The organism is Streptomyces sp. NPDC050548, from assembly GCF_044457385.1.
Taxonomy (GTDB): Bacteria; Actinomycetota; Actinomycetes; order Streptomycetales; family Streptomycetaceae; genus Streptomyces.
On record NZ_JBITGV010000001.1, the window covers coordinates 223,864 to 243,989 of the forward strand.

Here is a 20,126-nt window from a genome sequence, read left to right on the forward strand (position 1 = left end):
CCTCAACTCCCCGCGTTCGTATCGTCGCCCTTGGCGTCACCCGCGGCGCCGGCACCCGCACCCGTGGCAGCACCGCCGCCCTCACTCACCGTACTCACCGAACCGCCGTCGCGGACCCCCCGCGCACCACTCCGGCCACTCTTGCCGCCTCGGCCGCCGCGCCCCACCGCTTCCGCGTCAACCGTCCGACGCCCCGTCACCACACCCGTGCCGCCACCGCCACCGGTGCCAGTACCGGTGTCCGTACCGACCTCCGTCGGCGACTCCAACTCCCCCGCGTCCGCGAGCAGTTCATGGAACGCCGTGGCCACGATCTCCGGGTACTCCATCATCGCGACATGCCCCGCGTCCGGCAGGGACAGCAGTCGGGAGTCGCGGAAGGCGCGGGCGGCGCGCTGGGCCATGCGGTAGCCGACCAGTTGGTCCCGGCGGCCGTAGACAAGGAGGGTCGGGGCGAGGACGCGCTCGGCCTGGCGCCAGAGGCCGTGCTGGCCGCCGAGGGTGTACGCGTTCACGACGCCCCGGGAGGAACGGGCCATCACGTCCCAGAAATACGGGAGTTGGAGCCGCCGTTCGAGTTCCTCGACGGCGTGGCGGAACTCCTCGGGCGTCACCTGGCCGGGATCGCCGTAGCAGAGGCCCAGGACGCCGCGGACGCGCTGTTCGGCCGTCCAATCCCTGCTGACTCGGGTGAACAGAGAGGCCACTCCCGGTACGCCGAGCAGCGCCGTCGGGACCGCCGTGCGCTGGACGCGGAGCTCCGGGAGGGCCGGGGAGACCAGGGTGAGCGTGCGGACGAGGTCCGGGCGTACCGCGGCCACGCGGGTCGTGACCGCGCCGCCCAGGGAGTTGCCGACGAGGTGCACCGGGCCACGGCCGGCCGCGTCGAGGTAGCGGATGACCGCGCGCGCGTGCCCCGTGACGGAGTAGTCGCCGTCGTCCGGTGGCGGGGAGTCGCCGAAGCCCGGCAGGTCCAGGGCCTCGCTGTCGACCACGCCGTCGAGCTCGGCCATGAGCAGCGACCAGTTCTGCGAGGAACCGCCGAGCCCGTGGACGTAGAGCACGGGCGGGAGTCCTTCGCGGACCGGTGGCCTCGACCGCACCGTGAGGGTGATCCCCGGCAGGCCGACCGACCTGAGCCGCTCGCCGTCGCCGACTCTGACGGGCGCCACTTTCGGGAGCACGGCGGCGACCGACACGGAGGGCAGCTCTGTCGAAGACATACGGCAATGTTACGAGACGATCACGCTGTGGTTCATGTGTTCGCCGTCACAGAAAGCGAACGGGTCGGCGGCCGTCCGGATCGCTCATCGCATGGCGTCCGGATCGAGTGTCTCCTAGGCTCGTAGAACAGGGCACCCGTATGTGGCCCCCTGCTTCGTCGGAGACGTACAGGGACGTACTAGGAAGGGAGCCCGCCATGGCCGTCGATCCCACCGATCCCGAGACCTTCGAGGACGAGAGCGGCGCCGCCGAACTCGATGTCGAAGCCCCGGAGGGCGACGCCGCCGAGCAGTCGACCGAGGTGACGACGGACCGCGACGACCCACGGCCCGAGGTGGACCCGGACTCCGCGAACGAGGCCGACGTCATCGAACAGGCCCGGGTCGTGGCCATCAACGAGGACGACTATCGCTGACCGCCCCACGGTCACCACCGCCCTCCGCCTCCCCCGGGAGCGTGCACCGAACCGCGCCCCAATGCCCGCTCCATCCCCTTTCGAAACACTTTGCGCGACTTCCGTCACCGTCCGGTCCGTGAAATTCTGCGCTCGCAGCGCGCACACCAGGGTTACCGAAAAGTACGATGGCCGCGCGGCGCTCACCGCATGAGGACGACATTTGGGAGGCGGCGTGACAGCCATCGAGCAGACAGAGGCGGCGCGCCCGCGGGGCACCCGCCTGCCGCGCCGTGCCCGACGGAACCAGCTGCTGGGCGCCGCCCAGGAGGTCTTCGTCGCGCAGGGGTACCACGCGGCCGCGATGGACGACATCGCCGAGCGCGCCGGCGTCAGCAAGCCGGTGCTCTACCAGCACTTCCCCGGCAAACTCGACCTCTACCTGGCCCTCCTCGACCAGCACTGCGAGTCGCTGATCCAGGCGGTGCAGACCGCGCTCGCGTCGACGTCCGACAACAAGCAGCGCGTCCGCGCCACGATGGACGCGTATTTCGCCTACGTCGAGGACGACGGCGGTGCCTTCCGGCTGGTGTTCGAGTCGGACCTGACGAACGAGCCCGCCGTGCGCGAGCGCGTCGACAAGGTGACGAACGAGTGCGCCGTGGCGATCTGCGACGTCATCGCCGAGGACACCGGCCTGTCGCGGGCCGAGTCGATGCTGCTGGCCTCCGGTCTGGGCGGTCTCGCCCAGGTCGTCGCGCGTTCCTGGCTGCACAGTGACCGCAGTGTCCCGCGCGACCAGGCGGTCCAGCTGCTGGCCTCGCTGGCCTGGCGCGGTATCGCCGGTTTCCCGCTGCACGGCAGCGAACAGCACCACTGACCGCCGGGCTCCCTTTTTGTTCCCGTCCGGTGTTCGCTCCTGGCGTTCCCGGCGCGGAACATCTACGTCCTCTCACCGGGCTAGTGTGTGCTGCGTACGGCGCGGAAGATCGCGCACTTTGCTGACCGTCGGAGGGACATAGCGTGGAGGTCAAGATCGGCGTGCTGCACACGCCTCGCGAGATCGTTCTGGAGACCGGTCAGAGCGCCGAGGAGGTCGAGCAGGCCGTGGCCGAGGCACTGACCGGGAAGGCTCCGCTGCTGAGCCTCGTGGACGAGCACGGCCGCAAGGTCCTCGTCCCCGCCGACCGGCTCGCCTATGTCGAGCTCGGCGAGGCGGCCCCGCGCAAGGTGGGCTTCGGCGCGCTGTAGTCGCGAGCGAACAGCGAGGGGGCCCGGCGGCCGGAAAGGCGCCGGGCCCCCTCGCGTTTCCATCACAGATGGAGCACAAGTCGCCCACAGGGGAGGATTGCATTCCGCAGGTCACGGGTATGACCGGCTGTGACAGCAGTCCGCAGGCCGACCGTGGGAGGGACCCCCGTGATGATCCTGGAAGCGCTCGGCTCCGCTGTGCTGGGTCTGCTGCTCGCCTGGGCCGCCACCCACCGGCTCGCGGACCGTCTTCCGGCCCGCACCCTGGTCTTCTCGACCGGTGTCGCGGGAGCGCTTTTCGGCGACTTCGTCACGCACAGCGCGCTGGGCCCCGGCAGCGGCCTGCCGAGCCTGCTCGGCGCGGCGGTCGTCTCGGCCGCCTCGCTCTCCCTGCTGCTTCGACCGTCGAGACGACTCCGGGGGCGATCCGCCCCCGCGTAACCGCAGCTAGGCGGCGAGCCCCAGCGCCGCCATCCGCTTGGTGTGCGCCTCGGTGATCCGGGAGAACATCCGGCCCACCTCCGCGAGGTCGAACCCGTCCGCGACTCCGCCCACGAGCATCGTCGACAGCGCGTCCCGGTCGGCGACCACCCGCTGCGACTGCGACAGCGCCTCCCCCATCAACCGCCGTGCCCACAGGGCGAGTCGGCCCCCCACGCGCGGGTCCGCGTCGATCGCCGCGCGTACCTTTTCCACGGCGAAACTGGCGTGCCCGGTGTCGTCGAGGACGCCCAGCACAAGCGAGCGGGAGTCCTTGTCGAGGCGGGCCGCGACCTCGCGGTAGAAGTCGCTGGCGATCGAGTCGCCGACGTACGCCTTGACGAGTCCTTCCAGCCAGTCCGAGGGGGCCGTCTGCTTGTGGAAGCCGTCGAGCGCGGCGACGAACGGCTGCATCGCCTCGGTCGGCTCGGCCCCGATCTCCGTGAGCCGGTCCCTGAGCTGCTCGAAGTGGTGGAACTCGGCCGACGCCATCTTGGCCAGCTCCGCCTTGTCCGCGAGCGTCGGCGCCAGCTTGGCGTCCTCCGCGAGCCGCTCGAACGCCGCCAGCTCGCCGTACGCGAGCGCGCCGAGCAGGTCCACGACCGCGTTGCGGTACTGCGGGTCGGCGGAGGCCGTGGCCCACTCCTGGGCGGCGACTCCGGTGGGTTCGGCGGGTGCGTCGGAGGCGTTGTCAGCGGTCGTCATGAAGCGCACAATAGCCCGCTCACCGCACGGCGGAAGGCCCTGGTCAGTCAGTGTGACGACGACTACGTGACCAAATCGGCCAACGCATGTGCGTGATTCCGGGGTATGGTGGTAATGCGCCCGCCGAATATTCGCCGGGCCGCACGAATGAGGATGCCCGGTCGGTGGCCCGATCGGCTCCGACCCGACAGCCCTCCTCACCCGTACGGCACTTTGCGTACGAAGTTCGGAGGGGGACCCTCAGCGGTTCGAGCGCTAGAGCGTCGGCAGTTGTCCCGTGTCTTTACGGCTTGCCGTATGGGCAGCCGACGTCCCGGCACGGTCCTGACACGACCCCCGCGCTCGCCTCGCACCGCGCACACAGAAGAGGCAGCACCCTGACTACTTTCCGAGAGCTCGGAATCCTTCCCGAGACCGCTGAGGCCCTTGAGGCCGTCGGTATCGTCTCCCCCTTCCCGATCCAGGAGATGACGCTCCCGGTCGCCCTCACCGGCACGGACGTGATCGGCCAGGCCAAGACCGGCACCGGCAAGACGCTGGGCTTCGGCCTCCCGCTCCTGGAGCGCGTCACCGTCCCCGCCGACGTCGAGGCCGGCCGCGCCAAGCCCGAGCAGCTGACCGACGCCCCGCAGGCGCTCGTCGTCGTCCCGACCCGCGAGCTGTGCACACAGGTCACCAACGACCTGCTGACCGCCGGCAAGGTGCGCAACGTACGCGTCCTCGCCATCTACGGCGGCCGGGCCTACGAGCCGCAGGTCGAGGCGCTCCGCAAGGGCGTCGACGTCGTCGTCGGCACCCCGGGCCGACTGCTCGACCTCGCCGGTCAGAAGAAGCTCGACCTGAAGCACATCAAGTCGCTCGTCCTCGACGAGGCCGACGAGATGCTCGACCTGGGCTTCCTGCCCGACGTCGAGAAGATCATCAACTTCCTGCCGGCCCGCCGCCAGACGATGCTGTTCTCGGCGACCATGCCGGGCGCGGTCATCGGTCTCGCGCGCCGGTACATGTCGCAGCCCACGCACATCCGCGCCACCGCGCCGGACGACGAGGGCAAGACGGTCGCGAACACCAAGCAGTTCGTCTACCGCGCGCACAACATGGACAAGCCCGAGCTGGTCGCCCGCATCCTGCAGGCCGAGGGCCGTGGCCTGGTCATGGTCTTCTGCCGCACGAAGCGCACCGCGGCCGACCTCGCCGACCAGCTCCAGCAGCGCGGTTTCGCGTCCGGCGCGGTCCACGGCGACCTCGGCCAGGGCGCCCGCGAGCAGGCGCTGCGCGCGTTCCGCAACGGCAAGGTCGACGTGCTCGTCTGCACCGACGTCGCCGCCCGCGGCATCGACGTCGAGGGCGTCACGCACGTCATCAACTACCAGTCCCCCGAGGACGAGAAGACCTACCTGCACCGCATCGGCCGTACGGGCCGCGCGGGCGCCAAGGGCATCGCGGTCACGCTCGTCGACTGGGACGACATCCCGCGCTGGCAGCTCATCAACAAGGCGCTGGACCTCAAGTTCAACGACCCGCCGGAGACGTACTCCACCTCCCCGCACTTCTTCGAGGAACTGAACATCCCCGCGGGCACCAAGGGTGTCCTGCCCCGCTCGGAGCGCACGCGCGCCGGGCTGGACGCGGAGGAGGTCGAGGACCTCGGCGAGACCGGTGGTCGCGGCGGCCCGCGTGGCCGTGGCGGTCGCGACGGTGGCCGTGGCGGTCGTGACAGCGGCCGAGGCGGACGTGACGCCGGCCGGGACACCCGCACCCGGGACGACTCCCGTTCCGGTGCCGGTCCCGTCGACGCCGAGCGCCCGGCGCGCACCCCGCGCCGCCGCCGTCGTACGCGCAACGGCGCCCCGATGGAAGGGACTTCGGCCGCTACGGCCGTGACGCCCACGCCGGAGGAGACCGCACTGGCCGCCTCCGAGGAGACCGCGACCCGCACTCCGCGCCGCCGTCGCCGCACCCGCACCGGAGCGACGGGAGAGCAGCTGCCGGCCACGGCAGTCACCTCCGCCGCCGCACCCGAGGCCGCGGAGAACGCCGTGGCCACGGCCGAGGGCCCGGCCCTCGACGCCCCCGCACCGTCGCGCCGCCGCCGTACCCGCAAGTCCGCGGAGCCGGCGATCGCGACGGCCGAGACCGTGGTCGCCGAGGCGCCGGTGGCCGAGGCCCCGGTCGTCGAGGAGACGAAGCCGCGCCGCCGGACCCGTAAGGCCGCAGCCGCCACGGAGCCGGTCGAGGCCGTGGCCGCCACGGAGGCCGCTGCCGTGGCCGCCGTGGACACGGCCGAGGCCGTCGAGGCCAAGCCGCGCCGCACCCGGACCCGGAAGACCGCGGCCCCGGCCGAGGTCGTCGCCGTCGACACGGCCGAGGGCACGGAAGCCAGGCCGCGCCGTCGCGCCACGACCCGCAAGGCCGTCGCCGACATCCCGGCCCAGGCGGCCGAGGAGCAGGGCAGCGCCGCCGAGGCGTCGCTCGACTCCGCGGAGGGCACGGAGCCGAAGCCCCGTCGCCGTACGACGCGCAAGGTCGCCGAGGCCCCGGTCGCGGTGGAGGAGAGGGTCGTCGCGGAGGCCAAGCCGCGCCGGACCCGGAAGGCAGCGGTGGCCGCCGAAGCCGTCCTGGACACGGCCGAGGCCGTCGAGACCAAGCCACGCCGGACCCGCAAGGTCGCCGCCGCTCCGGTGGCCGTCGAGGCACCGGAGGCCGCCGAGGCCAAGCCGCGCACCACCCGGACCCGGAAGACCGCTGCCGTCGCCGCCGAAGCCGTCCTGGACACGGTCGAGGCCGTCGAGGCGAAGCCCCGTCGGACCCGCAAGGCGGCCGCCGCTCCGGTGGCCGTCGAGGCGTCGGAAGCCGCCGAGGTCAAGCCGCGCCGGACGCGCAAGACGGCTGCCGCCGCGGTCGCCACCGAGGCGCCGGAAGCCGTCGAGGCCAAGCCGCGCACCACCCGGACCCGGAAGACCGCTGCCGTCGCCGCCGAACCCGTGGCCGAGGACGCGGAGGCCAAGCCGCGCCGTCGCGCCACGACCCGCAAGGCCGTCGCCGACATCCCGGCCCAGGCGGCCGAGGAGTCGGAGGCCAAGCCGAGGGTGCGCCGTCCCCGCAAGGCCGCGGCGACGGCGGCGGAGGCCGGCGAGAGCTGATCGCCCCCGAAGGGCATGACATCGAACGGCCCGGCCCACTCCACGTGGGCCGGGCCGTCGGCGTTCCCCCGCCACTCACCGCTCCCCCGTTAACCCCGGTTACACCCTCCCGTCCCCAACCCGCTCAGCTTCGCCGGATAACCTCGGGCCATGAGTAGGCCCCCCTCCTTCGTCCCGCCCCCCGGCGCTCGCGCGTACCCGCTGCGGACCGGTCGCGGTGAGTTCGCCGTCGTGGACTCGCCCGTGGCCGACGGTGTCGAGCCGAAGGGGGTCGCCCTGCTGCTGCCGGGATTCACCGGGAGCAAGGAGGACTTCAACCCCTTGCACGTGGCGCTCGGTGCGCGCGGGTACCGGACGGTCGCCGTGGACGGGCGGGGCCAGTACGAGACCGACGGGCCCGAGCACGACGAATCCGCCTACGCCCAGGACGAGTTGGCGCGGGACGTGCTCGCGCTGGCCGAGGCCGTCGGCGCGCCGGTGCAGCTGCTCGGGCACTCCCTCGGCGGACAGATCGCGCGGGCCGCCGTACTCCTGGACCACGCGCCGTTCGTGTCGCTGACGCTCATGGCGTCGGGCCCCGCACAGATCTCCTCGTCCCAGCAGGACCGGGTGAAGCTGTTGCGGGACGCGCTCGCCGTGATGTCGATGGCCGAGGTGTGGGACGCGATCCAGGCGATGGAGACGCCCGAGGAGACCGAGACCGGCGGTGCGCTGGACGAGGGGCTGGACGACCGGGACGATCTGCGGCGCCGTTGGATGGGCACGAAGCCGGCCCAACTCCTCGCCACGGGACGCCAGTTGTGCGTCGAGCCGGACCGGGTCGCCGAACTGGCCGCCCTCCCGCTCCCGCTCCACGTCCTGTCGGGTTCACGCGACGACACCTGGCCGGTGCCGCTCCTCGACGACATGGCCGTACGGCTGAAGGCGCGGCGGACGGTGATCGCGCGGGCCGAGCACTCGCCGAACACGGACCAGCCGGCCGCGACGGCGAAGGCCATGGCCGACTTCTGGGACACCGCGAGCCGGTAAAAGGGCTAGTACTGCGTCTGCAGGTGCTCCCAGAACCCGTCCCGCAGCGCCCGCCGCAGATCGGACTGCCCGCGCAGGGAGTACTGCAGCAGCCCTTCCGCCTCCACCAGCAGATCCTGGTCGACCGACCCGGGCAGATACGGATGCCCGGGCAGCAGCTCCACCAGCGCTTCCCGCCCCCGCGCGGCGAGCCACTTCGCGGCGATCTGCGCGCCCACGAAGCGGACGTCGTCGCGGGTGGGCCGGGTGGCCGCGGCCTCGTAAACGGCGGCGGTGCGCCGGGAGACGTACGGCTTGAAGAAGTCCAGGTCGAAGGTGCGCTGGCTGTCGACCTCCCAGAGGAGCGGCTCGGCCTGGTTGCGGCCCTCGGGGGCCTCGATGCCCCACAAGTGGACGCGGGCGCCGTACCCTTGGGCCGCCTCGACCGCCGAGACCAGGTCCTCGTCGCCGCCGATGAGGGCCGCGTCGCTGATCGCGCGGTGCCGGGCGAGGGACTCCAGGTCGGAGCGGATGAGTGAATCGACGCCCTTCTGCTGGTTGTTGGCGTTGAGATTGCCCAACCGGACCTTCACGTCCGGGAGTTCGGCGATGGCCTGCTGCTCGGCGGTGTGGATGCGGCGGCGGGCGCCGTCGTACCAGTAGACGCGCAGCAGCCTGCTGTCCGCGAAGATCGTGCGGGCCTTGTCGATGAGCGCCTCGATGAGGCCCTCCGTGTCGAGGTCGAAGGTGCGCCGGTCCTCGGTCCCGGAGACGAGCCGGCCCGCGGCTGCATACAAATACCCGGCGTCGACGAAGATCGCATGCGTCGAGGGCGTCTTCGCCACTTCGGCGAGCATGCGCTGCAGCAGCTCGTTCGTGCGGTCGATGCGGGCGCTGAGGGCCGCGAGGTCGTCGTTCATCGCCACCATTGTCCCGGCGGTCACGCTGCGAACACAACCGGTCCCGGTCAGTCTCGTGCCGATCCCTTACCGGTCAGTAATTAGGCGTTCGAAAAATTTCCTTAGCGTAGGGAATGTTTGTAACACGCATCCCGTTGACTACATCAGTAACCAAGTAGTTCTCCTCAGGAGGATGACCAGACGAAGGGAGAAGCCAATGCGCTTCGAAATCATGCGTCTTGACGAGGTCGACGGCACCACCGTGGACAGCACCGTCGTGGACGCCGCCTCCGTCAACCGGATCGTGCAACAGGCCGCCGCCATAGGACAGCGACTGTGGATCCGCCCCGCCGAGACCAAGGCCTCGTAACACTCAGGGCCGCGTAACACCTACGACATTCGCCCGCGTACCGAAGACGGATCGCGACCACACTTCAGAGCCCCGCACGGCACCGACGCCGTGCGGGGTTCCGCGTGTCCGGTGTTTCGTGTCCGGCCGGCTCAGCTCGCCCTGATCACCTGGGTGACCCCGTTGATGATCTGCTGCACGGCGATGGCCGACAGCATCATCCCCGCGAGCCGCGTGACGAGGACGACCCCGCCGTCCTTGATGACCCGGATGATCAGCAGCGAGTACCGCATCACCACCCACAGCACGGCGTGGATGGCGAGGATCGCCGCCCACACCGACACCTGCGTGGCCGCGCTGTCGGCCTTCTGCACGGCGAGGATGACGGACACGATCGCACCCGGCCCGGCGAGCAGCGGCATGCCCAGCGGTACGAGAGCGACGTTGACGTCCTTGGTCTGCTTCGGCTCGTCGGTCTTGCCGGTGAGCAGGTCGAGCGCGATCAGCAGGAGCAGCAGCCCGCCCGCGATCATCAGCGCGGGCACGGAGACATGCAGATAGTCGAGGATCTGGTGCCCGAGCAGCCCGAAGACGGTGATGACCCCGCCCGCGACACACACGGCCTGGAAGGCCATCCGCCTCTGCACCTTGGCCGGCCGTCCGGCGGTCAGCGCGAGGAAGATCGGGGTGATCCCAGGGGGATCCATGATGACAAAAAGGGTCAGGAAGAGAGAGCCGAAGACGGCGACGTCGAACATGGGTGAGCCACAAGCCTTGCAGAAGAGAGGTGAACGGGGAGGACGCGGGCGGGGTCAGGCTCCGCCGGCACCCGGCACCGGGAACGCACCCGTCGCGCGCCGCGTGATCTCGCCGTAGACCTCGGGATCGGTCGTGTACTCACCGAGCCGCACGCTCTTGCGGCTCCCGTGATAGTCGCTGGACCCGGTGGTCAGCAGCCCGAGTTCCTTCGCGAGCCCCCGCAACCGCACCCGCGTCTCCGCGTCGTGGTCCATGTGATCGACCTCGATGCCGTCGAGCCCGGCCGTGGCCATCTCGGCGATGGCGGACTCCGGCACGGTGCGCCCGCGCTTGCTGGCCCCCGGGTGCGCGAACACGGTCACGCCCCCCGCGCCCTTGACCAGCCGGATCGCCTCGAACGGATCGGTCTCGTGCTTCGCCACATGCGCCCGGCCGCCGTCGCCCAGCCAGTCCACGGTGAAGGCGTCGTTCACGGTCGGTACGACACCCAGCTCGACCAGCGCGGTGGCGACATGCGGCCGCCCGACCGACCCCTCACCGGCGATCCGCGCGACCTGCTCCCAGGTCACCGGCACACCCAGCTCCCGCAACCGCTCCACCATGGCCCGGGCCCGCGGCACCCGGTCGTCCCGCACCAGCTCCCGCTCGGCGAGCAGCGCCGGCTCCTCGGGATCGAAGAGATAGGCCAGCATGTGCATCGAGATCCCGTCGATCCGACAGGACATCTCGGCCCCGGTGACGAGCGTGAGCCCCAAGGGCAACGCGTCGATCGCCTCGCCGTACCCACGGCTGGTGTCATGATCGGTCAGCCCGACGACGTCCAGCCCGGCGGCGGCGGCATTCCGCACCAGCTCAGCAGGCGAGTCCGTACCGTCGGAGGCCGTGGAGTGGGTGTGCAGATCGATACGCACGCGCAGGCTCCAGACGGCGACAGTTCAACATGGGACCACTCAAGGGTAACGGCAACCGCGGGCCCCTCATGAACACCCTGCAGCGCACGCCCCTAAGGGGCGCGGGGAACTGCGCGACCAGCCACAACGCACCCGCACCAACCCACAAACCGAACCGCTACGGCTCCAGCAAGCGCGGCGACAACGCACCGCACGGCACAAGATCTACTTCCGCCCCCGCATCCCGCAAATCCGTAAGCACCAACTCGTCGTACATCAACAACCCCGACTGCTCAGGCCAGACAACAGCCCACAGCCACAGCCCCAACGCCTCACCGGCGAAAACGGCCCGATCATCCGGCGCCGTGGCCACATGCCACAACGGCGTAGGCCGCCCGGCCGCAAGCAGCTTCGCCTGCGGCGGCTTCTCGACGCTCATGTACGGCCCAGGATCCGGCCCGTCGATCCCCGCGTACCGCGCCCCGAGCCCGACCCCCAGCTCCTCCGCGACAAGGATCAGCTCACCCATCCCGCCGAGCGGCCCGGGCCCGGAACACGCGACAGCCGTCGCACGACCCCCGCTCCGGTCGTCCCCCGCGCACGCCACGCCCGTGAACAGCCAGCCGACCGGCAGGGGCCACGGCATCCACACGGGTACCTGCGTGCGATGCACGACGACGCTGAGGGCCTCGACGCTGGGCGGGATCACGGGCTGCACCGGATGCACCGTGCCGTGGACATCGCACTGCCAGGAATCGGCGAAGAGTCCGGGAGCCCTGACCCGGCCACCACACTTCGGGCAACTGGGTTCGCCCCTCATAGGGCCCCACGGTCCTACCCTCACACCCCCACGTCAAGGACGATCACCCGTCCGGCTCGGGCCACTCACCGAGCGAAACTAGATGCAGCTTGCATTTATTACCTTGCCTAACTTACTATGTGCATACACCAACTACTTGGGAGGAAGTATGGACGGGACGGACGACCCCTTCGACACGGGAGCCGGCACCGGCAGCCTGCTGCGGCAGCCGAAGGCCGTATGGGCCACCGCCGGCGCCTCGGTCGTCGCCTTCATGGGCATCGGGCTCGTCGACCCGATCCTGCCGTCGATAGCCAAGGGCCTGGACGCCACCGCCGGCCAGGTCTCCCTGCTCTTCACCTCGTACTTCCTGATCACCGCCGTCGCGATGCTGGTCACCGGCTTCGTCTCCAGCCGGATCGGCGGCAAGAAGACCCTGCTGCTCGGCCTCGCCCTCGTCGTGGTCTTCGCCGGTCTCGCCGGCACCTCGGGCTCGGTCGGCGAACTCGTCGGCTTCCGGGCCGGCTGGGGCCTCGGCAACGCGCTCTTCGTCTCGACGGCCCTCGCGGTCATCGTCGGCGCGGCGGCCGGCGGCAGCGCCGCCGCGATCCTGCTCTACGAGTCCGCCCTCGGCCTCGGCATGGCCTGCGGCCCGCTGGTCGGCGCCCTGCTGGGCAACCAGAGCTGGCGCTACCCCTTCTTCGGCACCGCGTTCCTGATGGCGATCGGCTTCCTGTGCATCACGGCGTTCCTGAAGGAACAGCCGAAGCCCGCGCGGAAGACATCACTGCTGGACCCGCTCAAGGCGCTCGGCCACGGCGGCCTCGCCTCCGCCGCGATCTCGTCCTTCTTCTACAACTACACGTTCTTCACCGTGCTGGCCTTCACCCCGTTCGTGCTGAACATGACCCCCTACAAGTCGGGGGCCGTGTTCTTCGCCTGGGGTGTGCTGCTCGCCGTCTTCTCGGTCTTCGTCGCCCCGCGCCTGCAGTCCCGCTTCGGCTCCCTGAAGGTGCTCGGCGGCTCCCTGGTGCTGCTCGCCGTCGACGTGCTCGTCCTCGGCTACGGCAGCCACACGACCGCCGTCGTCTGCACGATCCTGTCCGGTGCCTTCATCGGCGTGAACAACACCGTCTACACGGAGCTGGCCCTCGGCGTCTCGGACGCGCCGCGCCCGGTGGCGAGCGCGGGCTACAACTTCGTCCGCTGGTTCGCCGCGGCCGCCGCGCCGTTCTTCGCACCGAGGATCGAGGGCTGGACCGACATCCACATCCCGTTCGTGGTCGCCGCCGTCACCGCGGCGCTGGGCGCGCTGGTGGTCGTCGTACGACGGACCGCGCTCACCCACGAGGCCGAGGAGCTGGAGCCGAAGCACGCGACCGAGGACAGTGTCGCGGTGTTCGCCAACTAGCCGGATCCCGGCCGTCGTTGGTGAGCTTGCTCACTCCGGCTGTCAGTCGAGCGGGACGGACGTGCGGGACGGATCCCGTAGGTCCGTCCCGTTCGTCAGCCAGCGCTCCTGGAGGGCCTGGGCGCCGTGGACGCGTTTCCAGGCGGCCTCGTTCGGGGTCATGGGGAGCAGGGGGAGGAAGCGGACCGGGTCGAGGGGCGCGTCGAGGTCCAGGTCCTCGATCAGGCCGCCCGGTTCGGCGACCAGCACCGAGGTGAAGGGGGCACCGGGCCACAGCGGCTCGCCCACGTCGAGCGAGGCGCCCGGGGCCACGACCACGCCCTCGACCTGCGGGGACGCGGCGAGTACGGCGAGCGGGCGCAGCACCTTGTCGGTGTCGGCGAGGCCGCCGCGCACGGAGAGGACCAGTTCGGCGCGGGGGCCCGAGACCGGGTCGGCGAGCATCGCGGTGGGGTCGCTCATGGGCTGTGCGGACATGCCGAGCGTGGCGTAGCGGACGATGCCGCCCTCCGGTCCGGCGTCCTGGAAACGCAGTACCTCGACGCGGTCCGTGCCCAGGAAAGTGACTGCCGCGCGCGCGTCGGGTTCGCCCAGCGCGGTGCGCAACCGTGCCTCGACCAGAGCAAGAACATCAACCATGCGGGGAGCATAGAACTCGTCAGTACCGGGCAAAGCAGCGCCTTGACACTTCGGCCTGCTGATACTCTGGGCCGGTCGTTCGGGCAGCACGCAGAAGCGTCGCGATCAAGTCCGACGCCCTTGAGACTCCCCTACGGGGGACCGGCCGGAGGAGGTGGGGCTGCAATGGACCGAAGTCGACCTGGCAGTACCACCCGCTCTTCCGGCCGCTGATGTCGTAGCTCCGGTTCTGGCCTCCAGCCGGCTGTCGCCGCTCGCACTTCTTCACCGTCGCGGAAGAGCACTTCGTTTCTTCACCTGATCCGTCCGGCCTTCTCTGTGGTCTGTCTGTTCGCAGTCAGCTCTCAGTCGGTCGGTGCCTGTAAGTCAGTGCCTTGTATCAGTAGCGAAACTCGCCACCGCGACGGTGCGGTGCTCCCCGCTTTGTGGACGTGCCAAACATCCGCACACAGGACGTCCCCATTCCGGGCAGTTCCAACCGTCGTTGGCGCCTTTCGCTGCTCGTCGCGAAGGAGCCCGCCATGTCGATGATCCGCGACCTGCGTGCCGTGGTCCGCCCGTCCCGCCCCGCCCTGCGCAAGGACGGCGGCGCGTACGACACCACGCGTGACCCCGGCACCCCGTCGGCCGTCGTCGACTGCGCCGTCTATCGCGACGGTGCCCGCGTCGACACCGGCAAGCCGCTCACCCCGCACGAGGCGATGCGCCAGGTGCGGCGCGACGGCGGCTTCGTGTGGATCGGGCTGCACGAGCCGACCGAGGCCGAATTCGCCGGTATCGCCCGGGAGTTCGGACTCCACCCGCTCGCCGTCGAGGACGCCGTACAGGCCCACCAGCGGCCCAAGCTGGAGCGCTACGACGACTCCCTGTTCACCGTGTTCAAGACCATCCACTACGTCGAGCACGACCAACTCACCGCCAACAGCGAGGTGGTGGAGACCGGCGAGGTCATGTGCTTCACCGGGCGGGACTTCTTCATCACCGTCCGGCACGGCGGGCAGGGCTCGCTGCGGGCGCTGCGGCACCGCCTCCAGGACGACCCGGAGCTGCTCGCCCGCGGTCCCTCGGCGGTGCTGCACGCGATCGCCGACCATGTCGTGGACGGCTATGTCGCGGTCGCGGACGCGGTGCAGGACGACATCGACGAGGTCGAGACCGAGGTGTTCACGCCGGGCCGCAGGGGCGGGGTCTCGCGCGGGGTCGACTCGGCGCGGATCTACCAACTCAAGCGTGAGGTACTGGAGTTCAAGCGTGCGGTGTCGCCGCTGCTGCGTCCCATGCAGCTGCTGAGCGAGCGCCCGATGCGACTGATCGACCCGGACATCCAGAAGTACTTCCGGGACGTCGCCGACCACCTCGCCCGGGTCCACGAGCAGGTCATCGGCTTCGACGAACTGCTGAACTCGATCCTCCAGGCCAACCTGGCGCAGGCGTCCGTCGCGCAGAACGAGGACATGCGGAAGATCACCGCGTGGGCCGCGATCATCGCCGTACCGACGATGGTGACCGGCGTGTACGGCATGAACTTCGAGCACATGCCCGAACTGCACGCGAAGTACGGGTATCCGGCGGTGCTCGCCTTCACGGTGACCGTGTGTCTGGCGATCCACCGCACGCTGAAGCGCAACGGCTGGCTGTGAGCGGCCTGGATAGGCTGAGTGCCATGACTAGCAGCGAGCTGCTCGACCAGGCCCTCGTCGAGGAGGCCACGAAGAAGTCCGGCCTTGTCTGGGTGGGCGGTCCGGGTGTGCCGGCCCGGGCCCTGTGGCACGTCTGGCACGAGGGCGCGGCCTGTCTGATCGGCGACGGTCCCGGCGAGCAGCCGCTGCCGGGACTGGTCGACGGCGGCGGCGCCGAGGTCACGGTCCGCAGCAAGGACAAGGGCGGCCGGCTGGTCGTATGGACGGCGAAGGTCGTGGAACTGGCGCCGGGGTCCGAGGCCTGGACCGCGGCCGTCGGCGAGCTGAAGGGCAAGCGGCTCAACGCGCCCGACGGCGAGGCGATGACGGAGCGCTGGGCGCGCGAGTGCCGGGTGCTGCGGCTCGAACCGACGGGCGCGACAGCCGAGTTGACGGAGGATTCGCTGGCGCGGCCCCCGCTGCCCTCCCCCGCGACGACCCGTCAACCGGCCCCGGCCGCGCTGCCGCGCCTGCTGCTGAAGAAACGCAAACAGCGGTAACTGCCGCTAGGAAGACGGCAGTTGCTTGCCGTAGTCGACAGTGTCGTCGTCCGCGGGTTCCGTCACGGCGAAGCTCTTGCCCCAGTCCGAGAAGGTCAGGGTGCCCGCGCCGCCCGCACGGACCAGCCGGAGCGGATACGGCTTGCCCTCAAGCGACACGTCGAGGGTGCCGCCGGAGCCGTCGTCGCCGGTGATGCGGATCGTGCGGACGCCGTTCTGGTCGTGGTGTCCGTCCGTCGCGAGCGACCCGTGCAGGGTCAGCAGACTGGAGAGGAGGACGTCCTTGTCCGTGAAACCACTGAACTTCTTGTACGAGGGGTCGCCCTGCGGCACCTTCACGTACTTGCCGTGCAGCGAGTCGCCGACGCCCGAGTCCCCGTTGCTGTTCCAGAAGTCGGCGTCCGCCTTCAGATACAGCTTCTCGCCGACCCGCAGCAGCCCGAAGGTCGAGCCCTTCGAGGTGACCGAGCCGCTGCCGCCGTCGGACTTCAGCCGCATGTCGAGCTTGTACGTCCGCCCGCTGGTGACGACGGTCCCCGACAGCCGTACCGCCTCGGCGGCGCCCGCGGCCGTCACCGACTTCGACTGGATCTTGTCGGCGGCCAGCTTGCCGACCCCGTTGGTCCCCGCGTCCGGATCCTCGCTGCAGCCCGCCAGAGCCAGCACGCAGACCGCGCCGAGCAGCGCCGCACGACGGTTTCGGACCTGGGGAATCGCAGTCACAGGTGGGGGGCCTTTCGTGCGGAGGGGGGCGATGGCGTACGGCAGCGTACCGGGGTCCCCGGAGCGCGGCGGAGCCAGTCGGTCCGGACCGCCCACCTGCGCGGATCGCATACGGACGGGCTAGCCTGAAGCCCGTCCGAGCGGGCAAATCGGAACATCCGGAAACCAGGAAAAGAAAGGGAGGTGCAGCCATGGCAGGGGGCGCCCCCAGGGTCTACGTATCGCACCTCTCCGGTGTCGCCGTCTTCGATCCCAACGGCGACCAGGTGGGCCGCGTCCGCGATCTCGTCGCCATGCTCCGCGTCGGTCAACGGCCCCCGCGACTGCTCGGCCTGGTCGTCGAACTGTCCACCCGGCGCCGCATCTTCCTCCCCATGACCCGGGTCACCGGCATCGAGTCCGGGCAGGTCGTCACCACCGGGGTGCTGAACGTCCGCCGCTTCGAGCAACGGCCCACCGAGCGGCTGGTGTTCGGCGAACTCCTCGACCGGCGCGTCACCCTCGTGGAGACCGACGAGGAGGTCACCGTCCTCGACCTGTCGGTGCAGCAGCTGCCCGCCCGCCGCGACTGGGAGATCGACCGGATCTTCGTCCGCAAGGGCAGGACCGGCGGAGCCTTCAGAAGGGCCAAGGGCGAGACGCTGACCGTGGAGTGGTCCGCCGTCACCGGTTTCTCCCTGGAGGAGCAGGGACAGGGCGCGGAGAGCCTCCTGGCCACCTTCGAGCAGCTGCGCCCCGCCGACCTCGCCAATGTTCTGCACCATCTCTCCCCCAAGCGGCGGGCCGAGGTCGCCGCCGCCCTCGACGACGACCGCCTGGCCGACGTCCTCGAAGAGCTGCCGGAGGACGACCAGATCGAGATCCTCGGCAAGCTGAAGGAGGAGCGCGCGGCCGACGTCCTGGAGGCGATGGACCCGGACGACGCGGCCGACCTGCTCGGCGAACTGCCGGAGGAGGACCAGGAGCGGCTGCTGAACCTGATGGAGCCCTCCGAGGCGGCCGACGTACGCCGCCTGATGTCCTACGAGGAGCACACGGCCGGCGGCCTGATGACGACCGAACCGATCGTCCTGCGGCCCGACGCGACCGTCGCCGACGCGCTCGCCCGGATCCGCAACGCCGACCTCTCCCCCGCCCTCGCCGCCCAGGTCTACGTCTGCCGCCCGCCCGACGACACCCCGACCGGCAAGTACCTCGGCACGGTCCACTTCCAGCGGCTGCTGCGCGACCCGCCGTACACCCTGGTCAGCGCGATCATCGACGGAGACCTCCAACCCCTGGACCCGGACGCCTCGTTGCAGCTCATCGCCGGGTTCTTCGCGACGTACGACATGGTCGCGGCGCCCGTGGTCGACGAGACCGGGTCGCTGCTCGGCGCGGTGACCGTGGACGACGTACTGGACCACATGCTGCCGGAGGACTGGCGGGAGACGGAATTCCACCTGGACGAGGACGAGGCAGAGACAGAGGAGGTGGCGGCTCATGACTCCTGAGCGCGAGACCACGCGTGAGCGGACACCGGCGGGCGCGACCGCCACCACCCGGTCGCGGAACCGGCTCGACCAGCCGCGCCCGCCCCGGCGCCGGCTCCTGCCCGAGTACGACCCCGAGGCCTTCGGCCGGCTGTCGGAACGGATCGCCCGCTTCCTGGGCACCGGCCGGTTCATCGTCTGGATGACGATCGTCATCATCGTCTGGGTGCTGTGGAACATCTTCGCGCCCAGTGATCTGCGGTTCGACAACTACCCGTTCATCTTCCTCACCCTGATGCTGTCGCTCCAGGCCTCCTACGCCGCTCCGCTGATCCTGCTCGCGCAGAACCGGCAGGACGACCGCGACCGGGTCAACCTCGAACAGGACCGCAAGCAGAACGAGCGGTCGATCGCCGACACCGAGTACCTCACCCGCGAGATCGCCGCCCTGCGCATCGGTCTCGGCGAGGTGGCGACCCGGGACTGGATCCGCTCCGAGCTGCAGGACCTCGTGAAGGAGCTGGACGTACGGCACGACGGGCATGTCGTATTCCCGGCAGAACGGTCTGCCGTGCGTGACGCAGACGACCGCTGAGGGGCTGGCCGAAGGGACGGGTCGGCGCCGTACCATCGACCCTATGGCTACGGAAGACGCGGTGCGTGAAGCGCTGTCGACGGTGAACGACCCCGAGATCAACCGACCCATCACCGAACTGGGGATGGTCAAGTCGGTGGACATCGGTGCGGACGGAGCGGTCGCGGTCACCGTGTACCTGACGGTCTCCGGCTGCCCCATGCGCGAGACGATCACGCAACGCGTGACGGAGGCGGTCTCGCGCGTCGAGGGCGTCACCGGCGTCGACGTGACCCTCGACGTGATGAGCGACGAGCAGCGCAGGGAACTCGCGACCGCACTGCGCGGTGGCAAGGCCGAGCGCGAGGTCCCCTTCGCCCAGCCCGGCTCCCTCACCCGCGTCTACGCGGTCGCCTCCGGCAAGGGCGGCGTCGGCAAGTCCTCGGTGACGGTGAACCTCGCGGCGGCGATGGCCGCCGACGGCCTCAAGGTCGGGGTCGTCGACGCCGACATCTACGGCCACAGCGTGCCGCGCATGCTGGGCGTGGACGGCACTCCCACCCAGGTAGAGAACATGATCATGCCGCCGTCGGCGCACGGCGTGAAGGTCATCTCCATCGGCATGTTCACCCCGGGCAACGCACCGGTGGTGTGGCGCGGCCCGATGCTCCACCGCGCGCTCCAGCAGTTCCTGGCGGACGTGTACTGGGGCGACCTGGATGTACTTCTTCTTGATCTGCCCCCCGGGACGGGCGACATCGCGATCTCGGTCGCCCAGCTCGTCCCGAACGCCGAGATCCTCGTCGTGACGACCCCTCAGCAGGCGGCGGCCGAGGTCGCCGAGCGGGCCGGTTCCATCGCCGTACAGACCCACCAGAAGATCGTCGGCGTGGTCGAGAACATGGCGGGCCTGCCGTGCCCGCACTGCGGCGAGATGGTCGACGTCTTCGGCACGGGCGGCGGCCAGTCGGTCGCGGAAGGCCTGACCCGCACGACGGGCGCCTCGGTCCCCGTACTGGGCAGCATCCCGATCGACGTCCGCCTCCGCGAGGGCGGCGACGAGGGCAAGCCGGTGGTGCTCAGCGACCCCGACTCCCCGGCGGGCGCGGCGCTGCGGGCGATCGCGGGGAAGCTCGGGGTGCGCCAGCGGGGTCTTTCGGGACTGTCCTTGGGGATCACCCCTAAAAACAAGTTCTAGGGCAGCCCACCAGGGGCGCGGGGAACTGC

The 20,126-nt window shown here is 70.5% G+C and carries 21 protein-coding genes; 13 read left to right on the plus strand and 8 right to left on the minus strand.

The window, feature by feature from the left end:
* Window positions 1-2: 2 nt before the first annotated feature.
* Entirely contained in the window at window positions 3-1,223 is a 1,221-nt protein-coding gene (locus tag ACIBJH_RS01000) for an alpha/beta fold hydrolase (RefSeq protein ID WP_399114748.1), read from the minus strand.
* Between the two features lie 197 nt (window positions 1,224-1,420).
* Here ACIBJH_RS01000 and ACIBJH_RS01005 point away from each other — a divergent pair, with 197 nt between their 5' ends.
* The 4 genes from ACIBJH_RS01005 to ACIBJH_RS01020 all read left to right on the plus strand — a co-directional run bounded on the left by ACIBJH_RS01005 (window position 1,421) and on the right by ACIBJH_RS01020 (window position 3,310).
* Window positions 1,421-1,639, plus strand: coding sequence for a hypothetical protein (locus tag ACIBJH_RS01005; RefSeq protein ID WP_399114749.1), 219 nt, complete (start codon window positions 1,421-1,423; stop codon window positions 1,637-1,639).
* Window positions 1,640-1,853: 214 nt separating this feature from the next.
* Window positions 1,854-2,498: a TetR/AcrR family transcriptional regulator gene (locus ACIBJH_RS01010; RefSeq protein ID WP_200714443.1), complete on the plus strand. Its 645-nt coding sequence runs from the start codon at window positions 1,854-1,856 to the stop codon at window positions 2,496-2,498.
* A 143-nt stretch (window positions 2,499-2,641) separates the two neighbouring features.
* Window positions 2,642-2,869: a DUF3107 domain-containing protein gene (locus ACIBJH_RS01015; RefSeq protein WP_019072095.1), complete on the plus strand. Its 228-nt coding sequence runs from the start codon at window positions 2,642-2,644 to the stop codon at window positions 2,867-2,869.
* Between the two features lie 171 nt (window positions 2,870-3,040).
* On the plus strand, window positions 3,041-3,310 hold the full coding sequence (locus ACIBJH_RS01020) for a hypothetical protein (RefSeq protein ID WP_262056281.1): 270 nt from the start codon (window positions 3,041-3,043) through the stop codon (window positions 3,308-3,310).
* Between the two features lie 6 nt (window positions 3,311-3,316).
* On the opposite strand, the gene ACIBJH_RS01025 is transcribed toward ACIBJH_RS01020, so the two are convergent.
* Complete coding sequence (locus tag ACIBJH_RS01025) at window positions 3,317-4,054, minus strand: ferritin-like fold-containing protein (protein ID WP_399114750.1); 738 nt, start codon at window positions 4,052-4,054, stop codon at window positions 3,317-3,319.
* A gap of 467 nt (window positions 4,055-4,521) precedes the next feature.
* Here ACIBJH_RS01025 and ACIBJH_RS01030 point away from each other — a divergent pair, with 467 nt between their 5' ends.
* Together ACIBJH_RS01030 and ACIBJH_RS01035 are read left to right on the plus strand one after the other, a co-directional pair.
* Complete coding sequence (locus tag ACIBJH_RS01030) at window positions 4,522-7,197, plus strand: DEAD/DEAH box helicase (RefSeq protein ID WP_399114751.1); 2,676 nt, start codon at window positions 4,522-4,524, stop codon at window positions 7,195-7,197.
* Window positions 7,198-7,347: 150 nt separating this feature from the next.
* Window positions 7,348-8,226 (plus strand): alpha/beta fold hydrolase, encoded by an 879-nt coding sequence (locus ACIBJH_RS01035; protein ID WP_399114752.1) that lies wholly within the window; start codon window positions 7,348-7,350, stop codon window positions 8,224-8,226.
* A 5-nt stretch (window positions 8,227-8,231) separates the two neighbouring features.
* Here ACIBJH_RS01035 and ACIBJH_RS01040 read toward each other — a convergent pair whose 3' ends face one another.
* Window positions 8,232-9,125 (minus strand): NYN domain-containing protein, encoded by an 894-nt coding sequence (locus tag ACIBJH_RS01040; RefSeq protein ID WP_262055811.1) that lies wholly within the window; start codon window positions 9,123-9,125, stop codon window positions 8,232-8,234.
* A gap of 196 nt (window positions 9,126-9,321) precedes the next feature.
* Between ACIBJH_RS01040 and ACIBJH_RS01045 the strand changes: the two genes are divergently transcribed.
* On the plus strand, window positions 9,322-9,474 hold the full coding sequence (locus ACIBJH_RS01045; RefSeq protein ID WP_019058373.1) for a hypothetical protein: 153 nt from the start codon (window positions 9,322-9,324) through the stop codon (window positions 9,472-9,474).
* Between the two features lie 131 nt (window positions 9,475-9,605).
* Here ACIBJH_RS01045 and ACIBJH_RS01050 read toward each other — a convergent pair whose 3' ends face one another.
* The 3 genes from ACIBJH_RS01050 to ACIBJH_RS01060 form a co-directional block, all read right to left on the minus strand.
* Window positions 9,606-10,211: a MarC family protein gene (locus ACIBJH_RS01050; RefSeq protein ID WP_399114753.1), complete on the minus strand. Its 606-nt coding sequence runs from the start codon at window positions 10,209-10,211 to the stop codon at window positions 9,606-9,608.
* Between the two features lie 54 nt (window positions 10,212-10,265).
* On the minus strand, window positions 10,266-11,123 hold the full coding sequence (locus ACIBJH_RS01055; RefSeq protein WP_399114754.1) for a PHP domain-containing protein: 858 nt from the start codon (window positions 11,121-11,123) through the stop codon (window positions 10,266-10,268).
* Window positions 11,124-11,280: 157 nt separating this feature from the next.
* On the minus strand, window positions 11,281-11,922 hold the full coding sequence (locus ACIBJH_RS01060) for a DUF6758 family protein (protein ID WP_026179063.1): 642 nt from the start codon (window positions 11,920-11,922) through the stop codon (window positions 11,281-11,283).
* A gap of 148 nt (window positions 11,923-12,070) precedes the next feature.
* Between ACIBJH_RS01060 and ACIBJH_RS01065 the strand changes: the two genes are divergently transcribed.
* A complete protein-coding gene (locus tag ACIBJH_RS01065) occupies window positions 12,071-13,312 on the plus strand; it encodes an MFS transporter (RefSeq protein ID WP_399114755.1) in 1,242 nt (413 codons plus the stop codon).
* A gap of 42 nt (window positions 13,313-13,354) precedes the next feature.
* On the opposite strand, the gene ACIBJH_RS01070 is transcribed toward ACIBJH_RS01065, so the two are convergent.
* Window positions 13,355-13,951 (minus strand): suppressor of fused domain protein, encoded by a 597-nt coding sequence (locus ACIBJH_RS01070; RefSeq protein WP_399114756.1) that lies wholly within the window; start codon window positions 13,949-13,951, stop codon window positions 13,355-13,357.
* Between the two features lie 521 nt (window positions 13,952-14,472).
* Between ACIBJH_RS01070 and ACIBJH_RS01075 the strand changes: the two genes are divergently transcribed.
* Together ACIBJH_RS01075 and ACIBJH_RS01080 are read left to right on the plus strand one after the other, a co-directional pair.
* A complete protein-coding gene (locus ACIBJH_RS01075; protein WP_399114757.1) occupies window positions 14,473-15,591 on the plus strand; it encodes a magnesium and cobalt transport protein CorA in 1,119 nt (372 codons plus the stop codon).
* Between the two features lie 23 nt (window positions 15,592-15,614).
* On the plus strand, window positions 15,615-16,130 hold the full coding sequence (locus tag ACIBJH_RS01080) for a hypothetical protein (RefSeq protein WP_399114758.1): 516 nt from the start codon (window positions 15,615-15,617) through the stop codon (window positions 16,128-16,130).
* Between the two features lie 6 nt (window positions 16,131-16,136).
* On the opposite strand, the gene ACIBJH_RS01085 is transcribed toward ACIBJH_RS01080, so the two are convergent.
* Window positions 16,137-16,853 (minus strand): hypothetical protein, encoded by a 717-nt coding sequence (locus tag ACIBJH_RS01085; protein ID WP_399114759.1) that lies wholly within the window; start codon window positions 16,851-16,853, stop codon window positions 16,137-16,139.
* Window positions 16,854-17,044: 191 nt separating this feature from the next.
* Here ACIBJH_RS01085 and ACIBJH_RS01090 point away from each other — a divergent pair, with 191 nt between their 5' ends.
* Genes ACIBJH_RS01090 through ACIBJH_RS01100 form a run of 3 tightly spaced genes read left to right on the plus strand, consistent with a single transcriptional unit; the run spans window position 17,045 to window position 20,097 of the window.
* Entirely contained in the window at window positions 17,045-18,346 is a 1,302-nt protein-coding gene (locus ACIBJH_RS01090; RefSeq protein WP_399114760.1) for a magnesium transporter MgtE N-terminal domain-containing protein, read from the plus strand.
* Window positions 18,336-18,920, plus strand: a complete 585-nt coding sequence (locus ACIBJH_RS01095) for a DUF1003 domain-containing protein (RefSeq protein WP_399114761.1) — start codon at window positions 18,336-18,338, stop codon at window positions 18,918-18,920. Before ACIBJH_RS01090 ends, ACIBJH_RS01095 begins: the two co-directional genes overlap by 11 nt.
* Window positions 18,921-18,963: 43 nt before the next feature.
* On the plus strand, window positions 18,964-20,097 hold the full coding sequence (locus tag ACIBJH_RS01100; RefSeq protein WP_399114762.1) for an Mrp/NBP35 family ATP-binding protein: 1,134 nt from the start codon (window positions 18,964-18,966) through the stop codon (window positions 20,095-20,097).
* Window positions 20,098-20,126 lie beyond the last annotated feature (29 nt).

What these genes read in the sequence shown, in the direction of transcription:
- ACIBJH_RS01000 (WP_399114748.1), bottom strand. Translation starts at nt 1,223, where the DNA reads ATGTCTTCGACAGAGCTGCCCTCCGTGTCGGTCGCCGCCGTGCTCCCG.
- ACIBJH_RS01005 (WP_399114749.1), top strand. Translation starts at nt 1,421, where the DNA reads ATGGCCGTCGATCCCACCGATCCCGAGACCTTCGAGGACGAGAGCGGC.
- ACIBJH_RS01020 (WP_262056281.1), top strand. Translation starts at nt 3,041, where the DNA reads ATGATCCTGGAAGCGCTCGGCTCCGCTGTGCTGGGTCTGCTGCTCGCC.
- ACIBJH_RS01025 (WP_399114750.1), bottom strand. Translation starts at nt 4,054, where the DNA reads ATGACGACCGCTGACAACGCCTCCGACGCACCCGCCGAACCCACCGGA.
- ACIBJH_RS01030 (WP_399114751.1), top strand. Translation starts at nt 4,522, where the DNA reads ATGACGCTCCCGGTCGCCCTCACCGGCACGGACGTGATCGGCCAGGCC.
- ACIBJH_RS01035 (WP_399114752.1), top strand. Translation starts at nt 7,348, where the DNA reads ATGAGTAGGCCCCCCTCCTTCGTCCCGCCCCCCGGCGCTCGCGCGTAC.
- ACIBJH_RS01040 (WP_262055811.1), bottom strand. Translation starts at nt 9,125, where the DNA reads ATGAACGACGACCTCGCGGCCCTCAGCGCCCGCATCGACCGCACGAAC.
- ACIBJH_RS01045 (WP_019058373.1), top strand. Translation starts at nt 9,322, where the DNA reads ATGCGCTTCGAAATCATGCGTCTTGACGAGGTCGACGGCACCACCGTG.
- ACIBJH_RS01050 (WP_399114753.1), bottom strand. Translation starts at nt 10,211, where the DNA reads ATGTTCGACGTCGCCGTCTTCGGCTCTCTCTTCCTGACCCTTTTTGTC.
- ACIBJH_RS01060 (WP_026179063.1), bottom strand. Translation starts at nt 11,922, where the DNA reads ATGAGGGGCGAACCCAGTTGCCCGAAGTGTGGTGGCCGGGTCAGGGCT.
- ACIBJH_RS01065 (WP_399114755.1), top strand. Translation starts at nt 12,071, where the DNA reads ATGGACGGGACGGACGACCCCTTCGACACGGGAGCCGGCACCGGCAGC.
- ACIBJH_RS01070 (WP_399114756.1), bottom strand. Translation starts at nt 13,951, where the DNA reads ATGGTTGATGTTCTTGCTCTGGTCGAGGCACGGTTGCGCACCGCGCTG.
- ACIBJH_RS01075 (WP_399114757.1), top strand. Translation starts at nt 14,473, where the DNA reads ATGTCGATGATCCGCGACCTGCGTGCCGTGGTCCGCCCGTCCCGCCCC.
- ACIBJH_RS01080 (WP_399114758.1), top strand. Translation starts at nt 15,615, where the DNA reads ATGACTAGCAGCGAGCTGCTCGACCAGGCCCTCGTCGAGGAGGCCACG.
- ACIBJH_RS01090 (WP_399114760.1), top strand. Translation starts at nt 17,045, where the DNA reads ATGGCAGGGGGCGCCCCCAGGGTCTACGTATCGCACCTCTCCGGTGTC.
- ACIBJH_RS01095 (WP_399114761.1), top strand. Translation starts at nt 18,336, where the DNA reads ATGACTCCTGAGCGCGAGACCACGCGTGAGCGGACACCGGCGGGCGCG.
- ACIBJH_RS01100 (WP_399114762.1), top strand. Translation starts at nt 18,964, where the DNA reads ATGGCTACGGAAGACGCGGTGCGTGAAGCGCTGTCGACGGTGAACGAC.